The sequence below is a fragment of the Pseudomonas sp. LBUM1659 genome, assembly GCF_059716045.1.
This window is the reverse complement of the sequence record NZ_CP166797.1, coordinates 3,878,688-3,893,980: the sequence shown is the minus strand read 5'-3', so window position 1 is coordinate 3,893,980 and position 15,293 is coordinate 3,878,688. Positions and strand designations below refer to the sequence as shown.

The 15,293-nt window shown below is 58.2% G+C and carries 10 protein-coding genes; 3 read left to right on the top strand and 7 right to left on the bottom strand.

What is annotated here, in order from left to right; translation table 11 throughout:
• Positions 1–9: 9 nt before the first annotated feature.
• From ACA048_RS17575 to ACA048_RS17560, 4 genes are all read right to left on the bottom strand, one after another.
• Complete coding sequence (locus ACA048_RS17575; RefSeq protein WP_497625566.1) at positions 10–495, bottom strand: response regulator; 486 nt, start codon at positions 493–495, stop codon at positions 10–12.
• Positions 492–986 (bottom strand): hypothetical protein, encoded by a 495-nt coding sequence (locus tag ACA048_RS17570; protein ID WP_497625565.1) that lies wholly within the window; start codon positions 984–986, stop codon positions 492–494. The genes ACA048_RS17575 and ACA048_RS17570 overlap by 4 nt, the downstream gene beginning before the upstream one ends.
• Before the next feature lie 62 nt (positions 987–1,048).
• Complete coding sequence (locus ACA048_RS17565; protein WP_497625564.1) at positions 1,049–2,173, bottom strand: response regulator; 1,125 nt, start codon at positions 2,171–2,173, stop codon at positions 1,049–1,051.
• 246 nt (positions 2,174–2,419) lie between these two features.
• Positions 2,420–6,178: an ATP-binding protein gene (locus ACA048_RS17560; protein WP_497625563.1), complete on the bottom strand. Its 3,759-nt coding sequence runs from the start codon at positions 6,176–6,178 to the stop codon at positions 2,420–2,422.
• 307 nt (positions 6,179–6,485) lie between these two features.
• Here ACA048_RS17560 and ACA048_RS17555 point away from each other — a divergent pair, with 307 nt between their 5' ends.
• Positions 6,486–6,878: a GFA family protein gene (locus tag ACA048_RS17555; RefSeq protein WP_497625562.1), complete on the top strand. Its 393-nt coding sequence runs from the start codon at positions 6,486–6,488 to the stop codon at positions 6,876–6,878.
• A gap of 23 nt (positions 6,879–6,901) precedes the next feature.
• Here the strand turns inward: ACA048_RS17555 and ACA048_RS17550 are convergent, their stop codons facing one another.
• Positions 6,902–7,354, bottom strand: coding sequence for a hypothetical protein (locus tag ACA048_RS17550; protein ID WP_497625561.1), 453 nt, complete (start codon positions 7,352–7,354; stop codon positions 6,902–6,904).
• A gap of 493 nt (positions 7,355–7,847) precedes the next feature.
• Here ACA048_RS17550 and ACA048_RS17545 point away from each other — a divergent pair, with 493 nt between their 5' ends.
• Positions 7,848–9,767 carry a tyrosine-protein phosphatase gene (locus ACA048_RS17545; RefSeq protein WP_497625560.1) on the top strand — a complete coding sequence of 640 codons (1,920 nt, stop codon included), beginning with the start codon at positions 7,848–7,850 and terminating at the stop codon, positions 9,765–9,767.
• 63 nt (positions 9,768–9,830) lie between these two features.
• Here ACA048_RS17545 and ACA048_RS17540 read toward each other — a convergent pair whose 3' ends face one another.
• Positions 9,831–10,817 (bottom strand): AraC family transcriptional regulator, encoded by a 987-nt coding sequence (locus tag ACA048_RS17540; RefSeq protein WP_497629886.1) that lies wholly within the window; start codon positions 10,815–10,817, stop codon positions 9,831–9,833.
• A 283-nt stretch (positions 10,818–11,100) separates the two neighbouring features.
• Here ACA048_RS17540 and ACA048_RS17535 point away from each other — a divergent pair, with 283 nt between their 5' ends.
• Positions 11,101–12,027, top strand: a complete 927-nt coding sequence (locus ACA048_RS17535) for a Gfo/Idh/MocA family protein (RefSeq protein ID WP_497625559.1) — start codon at positions 11,101–11,103, stop codon at positions 12,025–12,027.
• A gap of 154 nt (positions 12,028–12,181) precedes the next feature.
• Here ACA048_RS17535 and ACA048_RS17530 read toward each other — a convergent pair whose 3' ends face one another.
• Positions 12,182–15,049 carry a multicopper oxidase domain-containing protein gene (locus ACA048_RS17530; RefSeq protein ID WP_497625558.1) on the bottom strand — a complete coding sequence of 956 codons (2,868 nt, stop codon included), beginning with the start codon at positions 15,047–15,049 and terminating at the stop codon, positions 12,182–12,184.
• Positions 15,050–15,293 lie beyond the last annotated feature (244 nt).

The following is a 15,293-nucleotide window of genomic DNA, read 5'->3' as shown; positions in this document are numbered from 1 at the left end:
TCATCGCCATTACACGGCAACGCTTACGCGCGATCCGATTGCCGCAGCTTCGTCGCAATGCTGTAGCAGACTGTCGAGCTGCGAAAAATGCCTCAGGCCATCCTCCCGGTCATCGTGCTGCCCTTCATTGGCTACCTCGCAGAGTTCGCCAGAGAGGGTGAGCATGTTGAGCAACTGATGGCTGTTTTGCTCCAGCAGGCGCAACACACCCTGCTGTCCACGAAGCAGATTGCCATCTTCGAGCAGGGCACGTACCAGCCCAAGAATCGAGACGAGCGGCGCTTTCAGATCATCGCGGGCAAACTGCTCGATGTCGTCGCGCAAACTGGCCAGAGCCAACAGATCGTCATAGTCGGTCTGCAGCTGTTTGTGCTGCTCTACATGACGCAGCTGGTTGTTGACCCTTAACTGTAACAACTCCGGTTCGATGGGCTTGGTCACAAAATTGACCGCACCCAATTCCAGCCCCTGCCGACGAGTAGAGGGGTCGGTCATCGCGGTGATGAAGATGACCGGAATCCGACTGGCTCGGGGATGACTGCGCAGGTGTAGCCCAGGAGTTGCCGGCTGGTCATGCGGATAGCGCCTTCTCGCAGGCTCATGGATGGGGACTGTGGCTTGGGCAGAGCGGCCAGTTGGTGTTTCGGCACCCGCAGTATGTACTGTGATAGCCAGTCGATATCCGCCGTCTGGGTCTGCGTGGACTTCTGGTGCTCGGCAATGAACGGGTCTGACAGGCATCCTTGCGGAGGCGGATTTGCCATCAGCAATGATTGTTGCAACTTATGGGTTTGCAGATTGCTCAACAGGCTGGAGTATCCCCAGGCGCTTCGTTGAGCCAGCAGTGTTTGCTGACCCTCCAACAACATGACGCGTTGGTTCTGATAGCGATCGATCACGCCAGCGACCGTCAGAATCGACAATACGGCCACTATAATCCAGCCACTACGCTTGATAGCCCGCGCGTGCTCAACGACCCAACTCATGATCTTTACTCCGATGTAACAGCCGCACCTTTTGTCTTGCATCTACCATTGCTCACCAGCGGTTAACCGGCCATGGCGTCAAGGGGCTCCTCGGTTGGGGTATCGGCGTAGCGCTCGGAGATTGTTTCAAACTCTTTTTCGAGGGCAATGAAGGCCGCCGCCACATCTGGATCAAAATGCTGACCGGCGCCGTCGCGGATGATCGCGGCGGCCGTCTCATGGCTCATCTCTGACTTGTACACCCGTCGGCTAATGACCGCGTCATAGACATCGGCGACTGCCATCAGTCGTGCGCTGACAGGAATGGCGTCACCGGCGAGGCCATTGGGGTAACCGCTGCCATCCCATTTTTCGTGATGGCACAGCGCAATTTCCTTGGCGATGCGCAGGAAGGGCACTTGTGCGCCCAACATTTCCTCGGCATGCACCAACGCCTGATAACCCAGCCGGGCGTGGGTCTTCATGATTTCGAACTCGGCAGGCTCAAAGCGCCCCGGCTTGAGCAGGATTTGGTCAGCAATACCGACCTTGCCGATATCGTGCAGCGGTGCCGACTTGAACATCAGCTCAATGCTTTGATCATCCAAATGGGCGCTGAATCGCGGGTGATCGCTTAGTTTTTCGGCCAGCAACCGGACATAGTGCTGCGTGCGCCGCAGGTGGTTGCCGGTCTCGTTGTCGCGGGTCTCGGCCAATGACGCAAGGGCCAGGATGGTCACGTCATGGGTGGCTTGCAGCTCACGGGTTCGTGCCAATACTTCCTGATCGAGATACGTATTCTGCGAACGCAACAGGTCCGTTGTCGCCTTCAGGCGCAACTGTGTCTGCACCCGCGCCAGCAGGATGGGGGGGTTGATCGGCTTGTACAGGTAGTCAGTCGCTCCAAGCGCGAACCCCAGGCACTCATCTTCGTCGAGATTGCGGGCGCTCAGAAACAAGATCGGCACATCACATGTCTTGGGATCAGCCTTGAGACGACGACAGACCTCATGGCCATCCATATCGGGCATCATCACATCCAGCAGGATCAGATCCGGTATCGCCCGATCAACGATCTGCAACGCCTGGGCACCGCTGGTCGCAATTCTGACGTGATAAAGCTCGCGTAGCAGTTCACTGATCAGCTGCAGATTGGTCGGCATATCGTCGACCACCAGCACGGTGGGTCTAGGGGTTGAGCTGTTCAACTGGACGTTCTCTCGACGGGGTCACAGATGGGGCGGTAAAGCGGCCGGGGGGGAAACGCTTCTACCGCGGGAGCACGGCGGGGAAAGGTACCGCCCGTCGCTTCTGCCAAGTGACTGGCAGTAACGCATGCCACCTACACATCTGCTCTGAAATGAATTGAACGGTCTCTGCCGGGCGCTGAAAAACGCTGAAAAATTCTGAACAACGCGCTTTTAAAGGCATGAGTGGGTGTTGCCCTTATGTTTCTATTCACTCATTGCGCCAGTTCCACAAGCCTGCAGTGCCTCGCTCAGACAGGCCCGCGCCCACTCGAAATCAAACCGTGTCACAGCGCCTTCCAGGGACTGAAAGCTGCTGGCAAACGCGCCGCGCAGTACGCCCGCATGTAAGGAAAAGTAGGGCACTGCCTGCGCATCAAAGTCACCCAGCAGGTTATCGAGATGTCGGCAGATTTGTTGCAGTTCGCCAAAATCGACCACTACCTGCGCGACTTCGACCTCACCGGGCAACTTTTCTCGCAGTTGCCTCAGCAGGGCCTCCAAGGGTTCAGACAACGCCTCCAGACAGATTTGCAACTCATCAGGTGGTCGCTTTGCGCGCAGTGCCTGCTCCAAAACATCTGCTGCCTGCGCGATGGTGTCGGCACCGATAGTCGCTGATACGCCCTTGCAGCTATGCGCCAACAACTCGGCTTTATCCAGCTCGCCTGCCGCCAGCGCCGCGCTCAACTGTTTCTGCAAGGGGCCCTGACTGGTCAGGTAGCTTTGCAACACATCCGCATACAAGCTGTGCCTTCCCAATACCCTTCGGAGCCCGGCAACCATATCCACACCGTCGAGTTTCAAGCCCGCCTCAGCGCCACTCACCTTCGCACCCGACTCCGGCGCCACGATGCGCTTTGGGGCCGGTGTTTCAGCCAGCCAGCGTCGCAAAACCGCGTAGAGCGTCTTCGGTTCGAAGGGCTTGCTGACATAATCATTCATGCCTGCCGCCAGACAATCGTCATGATCACGCCTGCTGACGTTGGCGGTCATCGCGATAACGGGCAGGCTGCTCAGACCGTGCAGCCGACGGAGCAGGCGGGTGGCCGCCAGACCATCGAGCACCGGCATCTGCATATCCATAAACACCAGGTCATAACGCTGCGCAGATAACCGATTGAGCGCCTGACGGCCATCAGCCGCGATATCGACGGAACAACCGACCGTGCGCAATAATTCGGCAGCGACCTGCTGGTTCAACTCGTTGTCTTCTACCAGTAAAACACGAGTCCCTTCGGCCACTCGCCAGTCGCAGGGTTGCTCCCCTGTGCACAGGTCATCAATGACCGTGCTCTGGGCCAAAAGCAAACGGACCTCAAACCAGAAGTTGCTGCCTTCACCCGGCACGCTCTGGACACCGACCTGGCCACCCATCAACTCGGACAGTTGTTTGGCAATGGCCAGCCCCAGGCCCGTGCCACCAAAGCGTCGTGTGGTGGAGGTATCAGCCTGCTCGAAGCTCTGGAACATATGTTTTAACTGCTCGGCCGAGAGCCCTATGCCGCTGTCGGTCACGCTGAAGTAAAGCAAAGCGTCATCCGCGCCGGCCTCACGCAGGCTCACCTCAACCCTGATCTGACCACGTTCGGTGAATTTCACTGCATTGCTCAGGTAGTTGAGCAGTATTTGCCGCAGTCGAAGCGGATCGCCACACAATCGTTCAGGCACATCCGCAGCGACGTTGAGCCGCATGTTCAAGCCTTTATCGGCAATACGTGGACGCACCTGATCGAGCACTTCTTCCAGCAATTGCGCCAGGCCGAAGTCGCGGGCCTCCAGCTGAAGCTTGCCGGCCTCGATCTTGGAAAAATCCAGAACATCGTCAATTACGCCCAGCAAATGCCGGCTGGAGCTTTGTACCTTGTTCAGGTAGTCGCGCTGACGCTCGTTCAGCTCCGTCCTCAAGGTCAGGTACGTCATGCCGATGATGGCGTTCATCGGCGTGCGAATCTCGTGGCTCATGTTGGCCAGAAACTCCGTCTTGATGCGTGCACTGTCCTCGGCCAGTTGCCGCGCCTGCCGCATCTCGTCCGCCGCCGCATGCTGGGCGGTTATATCTTCGATGATCCAGATCGAACCCCGCGAAGACAGATACCCGGGCGCAACAGCACGTGCACTCACACTTGCCCAGAAGCTGCTGGCGTCCCTGCGGCAAAGCTGTATCTGCTGCTTGAAGATGTCGCCACGGTCCAATGTCCTTCGAATCTCCGCTTCGAGCTCCAGTAATGCCTCCGCCCAAGCGACTTGATCAAGCCAAGCCAGCGGGGAGCGCTGCAACTGTTCGCCCGGTTCATAACCGAGCAACTCGTCCAGCCGCGAATTGCTCTGTACGATCAAACCACCACGCACCAGTGCAATTCCATAGGGCGCCGCGGTAACGATGGCTTGCTGCTGTTCGTGCGCTTCACGCAAGCTGCGTTCTTCAGCTTTGCGCTGGCTGAGATCGTGAATCGCAACGCACAGGCATTGCCCTCGATCCTCACGCGCCGGCAGCAGGCTCAGGCGCAACTCGGCAGGAAACTCGCTACCATCAGCACGAAGGGCAATCAGCTCGCCCGTGTCGAGCACCTTGGTTACACGCACTCGCTCGAGCATCGAATCAATGGCCTCGAGCTGGCTGTCAGGTATCAGTGTCCGGTAGTTCTGGCCAAGTAGGCGGCCAGGGGCATAACCAAAGGTCACTTCGCTTTCCTGGTTGGCCAGGATCACACCGTCCTCGTCGAACACCAACAGCGCTTTAGGGGCAACCTCGACGATGCCGCGATACCAGCTCTCGGTGGCTTCCAGGGACTGCTGGCGCTGTTGCAGTTTCACCGCCTGGCGCTCCAATTGCTGGGCCTGCAGGCGAGCCTGCTGCAATAACTGCTGATTGTGGGTGCGCTGTTGCAGCAAATTCAGCAGTGTGCCGAGTTTGTTGGGCAAGCTGTCGAGCAGCTTGAGCTGGGCGAGATCCGGGCGATGGGCGAAATCGAGTTCAAGGCTGGCCAACTGCTGCCCCTCCTGCAGCAATGGCAAACTGTAGTGCACTTGGCCAGTACGCTTGACGACGGGCTCTGCGTCGAATAGCACAACCGTGTTGCAACCCAGGCATTCGCCCAGTTTCTGCTGCAACGTTGCGGTAAACACCTCCCGACTGGTGCACAACTGCAACGCCTGCACCAGTTCGCTGAGGCGCACCTTGACCCAGTGCTTTCGTTGCAGTTCTTCATTGACATTGACATAGGCATCGAATGCTTTGGTCAGGGTCACGACTTCGGCAAGTCCGTGGTGCTGCACCGACTCCCCAACATTTTCGCCGGCATGCAAGCGGCGGATGCGTTCGGAAAGATTCAGCAGAGGTTTCACCAATTGGCGACGCAGGATGACCAAAAATGCCAGTAGGCCCGCGACCAATATAGTCAACTGCATCAAGGCATTGACGTAGCTGGCCAGCGCGGCTTTGTGCCGAGCCGCCTCGAAGTCGCTATTGAAGCGTTGAGTGGTTGAGACTCTCAGCTTGTTAAGCGCATCAGCAAAATTCCACTCGGAGTTGATGTAAGTGGTACTTGAAAGCAGTGACGAACCCTCTCGGTGCCAGCTCTGCTCCATTGCCAGGCGTTCCATGCCCGTCTGCTTGATATCCATGGCCTCTACCGTGGCCAGCAATTGGGTTTCGGCGGCGCTCAGTCCAATCGCTCGGAGCTCCTGCGCAGCTTCGTGGAATATCCGGCCGTCCTGCCACTTTTGGTTATATTCGGTCAGAAACAGCTTCTCGCCAGTGCTGACATAAAGGCGAGCCAGTTCAGTCAGTTCGCGGGTGAGGGTACCCAATTGGGCAACGTGGGTGACGGTCTGGTGGCGTCGATCAGTGGCTTGGTCGGCCTGCTTGCCAAAGTACTTATCCAGTGCCACGGTAGTCAGGCAGGCAACCAACGCAATACCAAATCCTATCGAGATGAGTTTGCTCAGACGTTCCAGGCTCATGGGCTCTCCTGCGACAACAGTCCCGAACACGCGCCGGAAGCTTAGATACGCAGTAAACCGCGGCGCCTTTTCCGTTGCTGTGAAAACCCCTGATGCAGTCAAACTGATCTGATGAAAAGCGCTGAAAAGCTATGAAACGCCCCTTTGAACGTCAAAGAGGAACGTATTCCTCGTCGGAACACAGTAGGGTTTCTATGTCCGCGCCGTTGCTGCAGCAAGTCGAACAGGCCAGACATCGAAGTCGACCTGAGCCTGACCTGCAATGGCCAGGTAGCCAGCGAGTGCTTGATTTCAGAGGAGGTGCAGCATGGACCGATTCACCGGCGGCTGCCTGTGCGGCAATGTCAGGTTTGTGGCATCGGGGCGCCCATACCGGGTCGGCCTTTGTCATTGTCTGGACTGCCGCAAACACCATGGGGCGCTTTTTCACGCGTCCGCGATATTTCCTCAGGAGGCGGTGATGATCGAAGGCGAAACACGCGATTATGCCGGGCGTTTTTTCTGCCCTCGCTGTGGTTCCTCGGTGTTCGCCCGCACCGCCGACGAAGTCGAAGTGAACCTGGGCTCCCTGGATGCTCCAGACCAACTCAAGCCGACCTACGAAAGCTGGACAGTGCGTCGCGAGTCCTGGTTGCCGGCGTTTGCGCTCACAAGACGATACGAGCACGATCGTGACGCCATGGGGCGCGTTGAAGACTAGCTGTCGAATCCCAAGGATCGTGGCTACTTCGTCGTGACACCTTGCTTGATATCCCCACAATAGATATCAACGTTGCCATCCGACGGTGCCGTGCGCACGATGATGGAGTACTCACCGGAAAGCAGAACCGACATTTCAACAGGCGCGGTTCTTGATAACGTCCAGCCGCGTATGGGCTGGCGTTCGGTGTTGACCTGTTCGTTCATCGAGTAGGCGACCGCCCCGGGTTTCTGACAGCTGCCTTTATAAACGAAGGTGTAGAGGCGCAAGGGCAGGGTGACACCCATTGGAGCACCGCTGATAAAGAAATTTAATCCGGTTTTATCGTCAAAGCTCGTCAACGTTACATTGCCGATCTGACCGGCGTTCTGCTGCGTGGCAACCAAAGGAACGTTCACACTAGGGGTTGATGATGTAGCGCAGCCGAATAGGGTTGCGCTGACCAGTAGTGCTGCCAGTGAGTTTCTGAGGTTCATTGCCAAACTCCTGTGTCGAAGAACTGCACGAGTGATTAGCCGGTATAGCTCATTAATTGCCGCTCTGATGTTGTCTGAGAGAAATTCCGTGTACTTGTGCAGCGCAGAGCTAAATTTTCAAAGAGATGTTGGAGCAGGGATCACAACTCGAAAGGTTTGAGCAAAACCGGTAGGTCGGTATCAAAAAGTCGCACTGATCATCCATAACGACTGACCGGGAAGTGCAGCAGACTCAAATGCAAAGTCTGCTGTACGCTTGAGGTCAGTTCGATTTCTTCGGTGGGGAGTTTTGTCCAGAGTGGTAGGTGGGAATCTTCGCCTACCCTCTGCGAGAGAATTTTGCACGGCCACTTTCCATAGGAATATACGGACCAAAAGCGCGCTATCCGGACCTTTCGCGCACGGATTTTCATCCGTCCGCCATCTGTCATATTCGGTATTTCTTCATTGCAGATAGTTGTCAGCCCAATGCGTTTTAAATGAGGCTGCACCTGTGTTTCGACGTCTTCTGTGTTCACTGTCCGTTTTGAGCCTGTCTATCGCGGCTGCCCAGGCTGCCGAGACCAACCCCCTCGACACCCCCCGCTTGAGCAGCATCGACAACTTGCGCGATGTCGCCGGCACCACCACCGCGTATTCCACGGCCAACGACGGGACGATGCGTAGCGGCGTGTTCTACCGCTCCAACGCGCTGACCCCGTCGGCGGCGGATCTGGGCACCTTGAATGGCCTCGGCATCAAAGCCGTCTACGACCTGCGCACGCCGAGCGAAATCGCCGGTACGCCCGACACCTTGCCCAACGGTGCGCGCTATTTGAACATCGACATTCTTGGTAATGCCACGTCGGGTTCACACCTGCCTACGGGCTCGATCGAAAGTGCCGCCGATGCCATCGCCATGATGCAGGACATAAACCGGTCATTCGTCAGTGATGCGGGGGTGCGCGGTCAATTCAACACGCTGTTCAATGAACTGGCCGGCGTTGACGGTGCCGCGCTGTTCCATTGCACGGCCGGCAAAGATCGGACGGGCTGGACCGCCGCTGTGCTGCTGAGCATTGCCGGGGTCGACAGCGCCACCATCATGAGCGATTACCTGGCGACCAACGAATACACCGCTGAACGCGTGGCGGCGACGCTGGCGAGCATGCCGCCGAGCATGGCAGCGATCTATGCGCCGCTTCTCGGCGTGGAAGCCAGTTACCTGCAAGCCAGCCTGGATCAGGTAACCGCGCAGTACGGCAGCATGGACAATTACCTCAAGCTCGGCCTTGGCCTGTCCCAGGAAACCATTTACGTGCTGCGCGGCAAGATGGTTTTCTATAACAGCCTGCCTGGCCAGGCAGGTCTCTTCGGCAACGCCGCCGCGGGTGCCGGGTTTTTGCAACAGTTGCAGAACAGCCACCTGTCAGGCACCTACAGCGATTACAACTATTACCTGCAATCGGCGATTGATGCCGGCACCCTTGGCGGTGTCGAGTCCACCGTCGGTGGCCAGGTGCACGCCGACGCTGCCAGCTACTTGCTGCGCCAGGGGGCGATGGTCGACCGGGCCGCAGCACCTTTCACCAGCGGCACGGACCTCAAGATCGGCCAATATCGTCTGTGGAGCACTGCACTGGCGGGCTATCTGGGCACCGATGGTTCGTCCGAGACCGCCAGCAGCAACGAGCACAGCCAAGGGTTGATGATCGGCCTGACGCAGCGCTTCACCGAACAACTCAGCGCCCACGCGGGTTTCGGATACAGTCGCGGTAATGTCGGCGGGGCGGGCGGCGAGGTGGACACTGACTGGACCTTTTTCACCGCCGGCGCCCGCTACGCCCCAAGCGGCCTGGAGCGTGGCCTGTTTGTCGACGCCGACGCCAACGCCGGGTGGCTTGACTACGAAAGCAAACGCGACCTTGGTGGCGGACTGGGCACGGCCAAAGGTGACAGCCATGGCAGTCTCTCCGGCGCAACCTTGGCGTTGGGCTATCGTGTGCCGGTGAGCGGCATGATCCTCGAACCGAGCCTCGGTGTACGCGTCAGTCTCCTGAACGTGTCCGGCTTCCAGGAGAAGGGCAGCGAGCTGGCGCTCGACGTCGACGATATCAATGAAACCCGGCGCAGTGCGGTGGCCAATCTGAATGTGTCATTTGCCCCGGTCGGCATGGGTAGTTGGCACCTGATGCCGGGTGTTCAGGTGGGTTATGAGCATGTGCTGGGCGATAACGAAGTCTATAGCGAGGGACACCTGCTGGGTCTTGATGTCGAACAACGCGCAGCCTTTGATAACCGGGATCAGTTCACCGCCGGGGTCAATCTCATGGCCAATATCGGCCCGCTGAGCCTTGGGGGCGAAATCGGTGCCAGCGGCGGAGGGGACAGTCACGGTTTCAGCGGTGGCCTCAACGCCAGCTATTCGTTCTAACACTGCTGCATGGGTTCTGGCCGCCGGTATTCGGCGGCCTTGGCATTATGCAGGACGAACCGGTTAGCGTCGGGCTCGCGTGCGCCCTGATTTCAAATCAGCGGGACTCACACCATAGGCGTTTTGGAAGTACTGGCAAAACCTGCCGACATTGCTGAACCCGAACCGTAAGGCCACCTCGGTCACCGACGTCGGGACATCCTGCGCAAGCGCATCGTAGGCACGCTCCAGACGCACTTGCCGTTGATAGGCAACGATCGAAACGCCCACGAAACGCCGAAAACCTTCCTGCAACGCGCGCTGGCTGACGTTGCTCAGCCGGGCCAGATCCGTGCCGCTGACCAGTTGATCGGGATGGTCCTGAATGTACTCGACGGCCCGCTTCACATGCCGCGGAGCTATCAGCGGATCAGGGCGCCGAAGGGCTTGCGTGAAGTTGTGCGGCCAGGCCTCCAGTACCGCGTCGATCAGCATTTCCCGAAGACGCGAAGGCATCAGCGTACCGGCGTTGATCAGCAGGTCGAACTCAGTGCCCGTCGCCAGATCGATCAAGGCCTTGATGCCCTGGAAGGCCGGAATATTCAAATCTACCACCGGCTCGAAGTGCAGCTTTTCCAGGATGGGCTTGTCCAGCAGCGTCGACAGGCGCTCGGTGAGGAGGGCGCGTCTGATTGAAATCCCGTGCTGGGCATGATTGTCGAGAAAGTGCATCGAGCGAATATCGGCTTTGTCGATTGCCAGACCAACGTGGGTGACGCCCACCGATTCGGTCGTGTGATTGAAGACGATCTTGCCGCTAGTAGGAATGACGAAGGTGATTTCATCATGGGGATCGGGAAAGACCACCGTGAAGTCGCCGCGGTAATGCATCCTGCGAAAGCTGACGCCTTCATGCCTGCCGTAGACGCCGCCAATGATGATGTTGGCAGGCGGGGGCGGCGTATCGGAGTAGCGGTTGCCGAACAGGGTCGAGAACAGCGCGCCAAAGTCATCGCAGCGCAGGTCGTTGGATCTGAGGATGATTGGCTGGCGTGTCGGGGGTGAGTACACCTTGAGTGGCACCTTGGGTCGAGGGAGCTTGGGTACAGGGACGATGGGATGCGAGGTGAGGTGGGCGGGGAGCGTGAGGACGTTAGCAGGCGCAGGTGACAGGTTTGTGATGGCGTGGATTTTGGAGGGCGGCGGTCGATCCAAAGCGGGTATAAACAGGGATAGCAGCGCTCAAGCTCGCGTGCTGGATGGACCGTAAGCACGTCATCAATGACTTCCCCGCTATACAAACGTAACCTTGCCGATTCGCGTACCAAGACAAGAAAAAAAACAGGAGTCATTGATGCAACCAATCCGTCTCGGCCTGGTGGGCTACGGCAAGATTGCCCAGGATCAACACGTTCCAGCGATCAACGCCAACCCCGCGTTCCAGTTGGTGTCTGTCGCAACGCAAGGGCAGCCCTGCGCCGGGGTAGAGAGTTTTCAGTCCCTGAGCGAGCTGCTCGAAAACGGGCCGCACGTCGATGCGATTGCGTTTTGCACACCGCCGCAAGGGCGATTCGCTCTGGTGCAACAAGCGCTGGCCGCTGGCAAACACGTGTTGGTAGAAAAACCGCCGTGCGCCACGTTGGGTGAAGCGATGGCGTTGGTGAATCAGGCCCGGGAGCAAGGAGTCAGTGGCTTGTTCGCCTGGCATTCACGCTACGCGCCCGGCATCGAAGCCGCCCGTGACTGGCTGGCCACCCGTACCTTGCAAAGCGTACAGATCGACTGGAAGGAAGATGTGCGCAAGTGGCACCCCGGTCAGGCATGGATCTGGCAGCCAGGAGGCTTGGGCGTCTTCGATCCCGGCATCAATGCCTTGTCGATTGCAACCCATCTGCTGGCGTTACCGCTGTTTGTCGAGTCTGCCGAACTGCGCGTCCCCAGCAACTGCCAGTCGCCTATTGCCGCTTCCATCAAAATGTCTGATGCGCGCCACCTCGATGTCCGCGCGGAGTTCGATTTCGACCACGGTCATGAGGAACTCTGGAGCATCGAGATTCGCTGCACCGAAGGCATCCTGCGACTGGACAACGGTGGTGCACTGTTGAGTATTGACGGCGTGCGCCAAGCCGTATCGGAGGAGGGTGAGTACGCGGCGGTGTATCGACATTTTCAACAGCTGATTGGCGACAAAGCCAGTGACCTGGACCTCCAGCCGCTGCGACTGGTTGCGGATAGTTTTTTTGTCGGCAGTCGGGCGTCGGTTGAGCCGTTCTACGATTAGCGACCGCTGAAAGTTTTAGCCAATCTGTTGCATCGACCGGTTGAATCCACAACCCAAAGCCGACTGTGATGACAGGGGGCTTTGGGGTTGAAACGGTCATATAAGCGGTTTTTTGCGTTTGCTGACGACATAACCAGCGGTTTGTTAGACGACGCTAGCCTTTGCCTCCGCTGACACTGCTGCTACCGCTACTACCTGGGTGATTGTTGACCTTGACCTGTGGCCCGACGCCATCTCCCGTACGGAATGTCGGTAACGCAACCGAGTTCACGAATTTCACACCGTCCCAGCTAGGCAATGGTGTGGGCATCAACTGGATCTGGCCCGGGTGCTCAGAGTCCCAGCGCAGCAGCATCGACGTGTCCTCATGCTGTGTGTTGTGGCAGTGCTCCATGTAGGTACCGGCAAACTCACGGATGCGTATGGCCATTTCGACATTGTCCAGGCTGTCAGGATCGGGGCCTATACGGTAAATATCTTTGCGCGCCCCTTTTTCCCATTCTGGTGGTGTTTTGCCACCTCGACTGAGAATGATCCCTTCCTCGAAGTGCACATGCACCGGGTGGCTCCAGCCATTGCCGCCGTTCTGGATCTTCCAGACTTCCAGCGTGCCTTCACCCTTGAACCCTGCCGGTGTAGGGCCAGTGGCCAATTGTGGCGCGGCTGAAATCCGGCGCGGGTCCATGTTGAAGCCTTCGCCGCCATCGGTCTTGATCGTCCAGGGCTTGAAATCTGTGCCGTCGGAGCGGCCGAAGATAAAGGTGCGGTGCCGCGCTTGGGCAAGTCGGGCGATATCGGCAGGGTCATCACGGTGCAAGGGCAGGGGGATCATGAACTTGCCCTCGGGCTTGCCAGGCTTGGCGGGCTCGAAGTCGACCGGATTCATGCTGACATCCTGGCCGGTGTAGGGTTTGACGTTCAGTTGCATGAACACGCCCACGCCCGGGTCACCCTTGTCCCACTGTGGCCCGTGGCTGGTTTGCCTGACAACGGGCAGGTATGTCTCGGAGAGTACATCCGCCAATGGAATGTCACGTTTGGGAAGCTTGCCGTTTTCATGCTCCTCAATGTTGACGAAGAAAATCTTGTCGCCCGGCTTGATGCCGTTTTTCGCGAAGTCGACGACGATGTCATAGCGTTCGGCAATACCCAGTATCGGCAGAATGGCATTGTTGTCCTGTTTGTCGCCGTCACCATCGAGGTCCAGGCTGCCATCGAACGGCACCGCGTGCTCCATGATATTGCCGTCGTTGGCAATCATGTGGAACGGCACTCGGTTATATGAAACCACGGAGTTTCTCGGCCCAGGAAACTCGCCACCATTACCATTGACCTGACGCACCACCGCCAGCTTGAAGAAGCGAGAAACCGATCCGTTGAGAATGCGGAAACGGTAGCGGCGGGCACGTACGTCCAGGAAGGGCTTGTACTCCCAGTTGGTCAGCACCTGGTCACCGAGAAAACCGTCGGTGTTGAAGGGGTTGAACCACAACTGGCCGGTCTGGTCCCAGGCCTTGTCGGCGATCGTCAAGTTGATGTCGTAGTCGCGGTTACCCCACCCGAGCCCCGAACCGCTGGGCAAGCGCAGGTTGACCCCGTCGTTGACCGACTCGTTGCCACGGTCCACGGCGCTGTAGTAGTTCATCATCGTCGCATTGCCCTTGTAGACGTTCTGCGCGGTGAAATCGAGCATGTGGTCGTGGAACCAGTGGGTGCTCATGGTTTCGCGCCAGTCGCCACGGATCTTGATGGCGCCGTTGTTGCAGGTCTTGAAGCCGGGGTTGGCGTCGTTGACGAAAAGCTTTTCACCGGGGTCGCAGGGGAACGCTGCCCGTGCGTCCTGGGCATTAGTATTGATGCTGTCGTAACCGGCCAACTGGATCGGCCAGCGATAGTCGTAATACTGGCCAGGGAAGAAGAACGCGTTGGTAAAGCCGTCGCTTTCCGCGGGTGAGTGGCCGTTATGTTCATGGGTGGCGATGGTGTGCAGGCCAAAGCCCCGGTTGGCCGACGGGTCAATGGGCAAGGCATCGTAATGACGCATCAGCATCGCTTGGCCATAGCGTACTTGAAGCAGTTTGGGCGGAAAGGTGCCGTCGAATGTCCACAACGCATTATGGTCCTGGACAGGGAGGTTGGGGTGAAACTGCACTTGAATGCCCTTGGTTGTGCCCTCGTTGGCCGGGTTGCCATTGGTGTTGTGATAGAGCCCGCCTGGCGCAAATTCTCCCACGGCGTAGTTATGCCGTTGCATACGATCACGTAAGCCGCTATTGACGTGCGCGCCTGCTTGCACAGTCTTGAAGGCGTCGCGCGGGAAAAACTCATTGAAACGCTGATGCGACCAGCCTTTTCCCGGTGGCCGGCCTTCTGCGGGCGAATCGACTCGGCGATTGAGGAAATCCTCGATCTGCGCCTTCCAGGGATTGCGGTCCAGGACATTGGAGAACTCTGTCGGGAAGGGCGTCAATGCGGGCTGCCTGAGAAAGGCATCCAGCGCAGTCGGCGACGGACCGCTACGAGCCACCTTCAATGGATCTTGCGCCGGTGCAGGGCCCAGGGTCGGAACCGGAAACGGAACAGGTGATGGCGGGTCGGTCGCATCCAGTTTGTTCGAGCCGAATTCCTCGAACAGTTCAAGCTTCTGCGAGAACGGTTGAGCCCCGAACACTGGGCTTGCATTACCGTTGGTGGGGATATTGAAGCTGGTTTGCAGATTGGGTGGCAGCACATTGTCGACCAAGGGGGTCTTGCGGTTACCGGCCACTCCATTGGGTAAGTCGAAGGCGCCGACGTTTGCGGGAGGCTGCTTGAGCAAGTCCCTCAATGCGGCATTGGGATCGGCCGGCTGATTGGTGAACGCCGATGGGTCGGTAGGCGGCGGTGGATCGGTGTTGTCGAGGGGGGCTGCCTGGGTCTGGGAAAAGCCCAGCCCCAGCATGATCACGGCAGCAGAGATACTCAGCGCCAGCCTGGTTTTGAACAATGGACTAGGTTGCAACCTTCCGGTATCTAGTTTCATCGCAAACACCTCTGACTGGTTCCCAGGAGCGCGTGGCAATACATGGGCAACGAGCCACTGCTTCTGGCCCAGCTGGCGAAACATTTGATTTCGAACCGGGATGGGGACGATGCATATTTACTGCCAAAAGTGACAGAAAGTGACTAATGGCTCTACGCCGCGTTCCCCTTGTCTGCTGGCTTTAAGCGGGCGTATGGGAAGACAGCATGAAAGCCCCTATGACGGGGAATATCACCCAATACAG